Source organism: Paraburkholderia sp. (assembly GCF_035501035.1).
GTDB lineage: Bacteria > Pseudomonadota > Gammaproteobacteria > Burkholderiales > Burkholderiaceae > Paraburkholderia.
The window spans coordinates 1-2,695 of record NZ_DATJWR010000056.1; the positions used below are offsets into that span (position 1 = coordinate 1).

At 62.6% G+C, this 2,695-nt stretch carries 3 protein-coding genes and 1 other RNA gene; all 4 read left to right on the forward strand.

The annotated features are described in order from the left end of the window. Nucleotides 1–88: 88 nt before the first annotated feature. Nucleotides 89–733 (forward strand): outer membrane protein OmpA, encoded by a 645-nt coding sequence (gene ompA / locus VMJ11_RS03485; RefSeq protein ID WP_325616935.1) that lies wholly within the window; start codon nucleotides 89–91, stop codon nucleotides 731–733. A gap of 211 nt (nucleotides 734–944) precedes the next feature. Continuing rightward, the gene (gene ubiG, locus VMJ11_RS03490) at nucleotides 945–1,643 is read left to right on the forward strand and encodes a bifunctional 2-polyprenyl-6-hydroxyphenol methylase/3-demethylubiquinol 3-O-methyltransferase UbiG (RefSeq protein WP_325616937.1); all 699 of its coding nucleotides are present in this window, start codon (nucleotides 945–947) and stop codon (nucleotides 1,641–1,643) included. 104 nt (nucleotides 1,644–1,747) lie between these two features. Then, nucleotides 1,748–2,470 carry an HAD-IA family hydrolase gene (locus VMJ11_RS03495; RefSeq protein WP_325616938.1) on the forward strand — a complete coding sequence of 241 codons (723 nt, stop codon included), beginning with the start codon at nucleotides 1,748–1,750 and terminating at the stop codon, nucleotides 2,468–2,470. A 92-nt stretch (nucleotides 2,471–2,562) separates the two neighbouring features. After that, nucleotides 2,563–2,695, forward strand: a transfer-messenger RNA (tmRNA) gene (gene ssrA, locus VMJ11_RS03500); the annotation flags it as partial.

Sequence of the window (2,695 nt, forward strand, 5' to 3'; positions counted from 1 at the left end):
CAATGTTATACTTCGAGCAATGTATGACTTGTCTTCGTCATATGGCTCGCAGTAAACCTGCGGTAATCTCAATTTCGAGAGGAGAAATATGAATAAACTTTCAAAGCTCGCGTTCATTGCAGCTACCGCAGTTATGGCTGCATCCGCTCAGGCACAATCGGTGCCGGCGTCGCGACAAGCCGTCAATGACAACTGGGTGAATGGTACCGGCGAATACGTGTGGATGAACGGCACGAACGAGCTTTGCTGGCGCGATGCGTTCTGGACGCCGGCCACCGCCAACGCCAAGTGCGATGGCGCACTGGTCGCCCAGGCACCGCAGCCGCCGGTCGCTCCGCCGCCGCCGGCAATCACCAGCCAGAAGATCACGTATCAGGCTGATACCCTGTTCGACTTCGACAAGGCTATCCTGAAGCCGGCTGGCAAGGAAAAGCTGGACGATCTGGCAGGCAAGATCCAGGCTCTGAACCTCGAAGTCGTCGTCGCGACGGGCTACACCGACCGTATCGGCTCGGTTGCCTACAACGACCGTCTGTCGCTGCGTCGTGCGCAAGCCGTCAAGTCGTACCTGGTCAGCAAGGGTGTTCCGGCAGAGCGTATCTACACGGAAGGCAAGGGCAAGCGCAACCCGGTTACGACGGGCTGCAACCAGAAGAACCGCAAGGCTCTCATCGCCTGCCTCGCACCGGATCGCCGCGTGGAAGTCGAAGTCGTCGGCACGCAAAAGCAGTAATCGCGAGCTACGACAGCAAGTCTCAAAGCCCCGCTTCGGCGGGGCTTTTTTTATCCCGCATTTCCCGTCCTTTCATTTCGCCTGTTTTCGCGCGGATTTATCGGTTTGAAAAGGTTTGCGGCACGGCGCAGCATTTTGCTGCCTTGCGCGCCCGCCTATATACTCTTGGACTGTTCTCAGTAACCCGCACCGCGTTTCAGGCTGCCACGACATGACGAATGCCGATCCCCACGAGCTGCAGAAGTTCAGCGATCTCGCTCATCGCTGGTGGGACCCGAACGCCGAATTCAAGCCGCTGCACGAACTCAACCCTGTCCGCCTTGGCTGGATCGACAGCCACGCGCATCTGCCTTCCAAACGCGTGCTCGACATCGGCTGTGGCGGCGGCATCCTCTCCGAGTCGATGGCGGGGCTCGGCGCAAACGTGAAGGGCATCGACCTTTCGAGCGAAGCGCTCGGCGTGGCCGACCTGCACAGCCTCGAAAGCGGTGTGACGGTGGACTATGAGCTGATCGCGGCCGAGGCAATCGCCGCACGCGAGCCAGCGTCGTTCGACGCCGTAACCTGCATGGAAATGCTCGAGCACGTGCCGCAGCCCGCGGAGGTGGTCAAGGCCTGCGCGACACTCGTGAAGCCCGGCGGCTGGGTGTTCTTTTCCACGCTCAATCGCAACCTGAAGTCGTATCTTCTCGCCGTGATCGGCGCGGAATACATCGCGCAGATGTTGCCCAAGGGCACCCACGACTACGCGCGCTTCATCCGCCCTTCGGAACTCGCCGCGTTCGTGCGCGACGCCGGTTTGCGCGTCGTCGAGATCAAGGGCATCACGTACAGCCCGCTCACGCGGCACTTCGCTCTTTCGAACGATTCCAGCGTCAACTACATGATTGCCTGCCGGCGGGACGCCTGAAGCAGCGATGCCCGCAACGGCGTGCTGCCGGCCGGTAGACCGAAGCGTCTTCCGGCGGTACGCGTGCTCCATGCCACGGCGCGTCGCGCCATACACTGCCCGACATGAACTCATCCACGAACGCTAACCCTGCCTCGGGCAGCGTCGTTGCGCTTGCCGCCTGCGACGCCGTGCTATTCGACTTCGACGGCACCCTCGCCGATACGGCCCCCGACCTCGCGGCCGCCGTCAACCAGATGCGCCACGTGCGCGGACTCGCGCCGGCGCCGCTCGAAAAGCTGCGTCCGCTCGCCTCGGCGGGCGCGCGCGGCCTGATTGGCGGGGCATTCGGGATTGGCCCCGAAGATCGCGAATTCGCCGCCATGCGCGAGGAATTTCTCGCCAACTACGAGGCGAGCCTGCGCGTCGAAACGGCGCTTTTTGCTGGCATCGACGCGGTGCTCGACGACCTCGACGCTCGCGGCGTGCGCTGGGGCATCGTGACCAACAAGGTCGCGCGCCTCACCGAGCCGCTCGTGAAACTCATGCATCTGGACACCCGCGCGAGCTGCGTGGTGAGCGGCGACACGACGCCCTACTCCAAGCCGCATCCGGCTCCGCTGCTGCATGCGGCCCAGGCGCTCGGCATGGCGCCGCAGCGCGTGGTGTATGTCGGCGACGATCTGCGCGACGTGCAGGCAGGCGTTGCGGCCGGCATGGCGACGATCGCCGCCGCCTACGGCTACTGCGGCAACGACGTGCCGCCCGCACAGTGGAACGCGCATTATCTCGCCGACACCACGTCGATACTTTTCTCCCTGCTCCAGCACGTCGGCAAAAAGGCCTGAGCAGATTTATTGGCAAGAAGCGGGCCGCGCGCCCTTGAAGCGAAGCCCGTTCGCCTCATATGGCGAACTATGGGATAATTGCACCTTCCTCTGGGGCCGACCTGGTTTCGACAGGGGTTATGAAGTAATCAGGGCATGCCGAGGACCCGTCACCTCGTTAATCAATGGGAAAAACGTAACTGCAAACGACGATACGTTCGCACTGGCAGCCTAAGGGCCGCCGTC

Bases quoted from the DNA above. Each gene is read 5' to 3' on its own strand.
- ompA (WP_325616935.1), top strand. From the start codon at position 89: ATGAATAAACTTTCAAAGCTCGCGTTCATTGCAGCTACCGCAGTTATG.
- ubiG (WP_325616937.1), top strand. From the start codon at position 945: ATGACGAATGCCGATCCCCACGAGCTGCAGAAGTTCAGCGATCTCGCT.
- VMJ11_RS03495 (WP_325616938.1), top strand. From the start codon at position 1,748: ATGAACTCATCCACGAACGCTAACCCTGCCTCGGGCAGCGTCGTTGCG.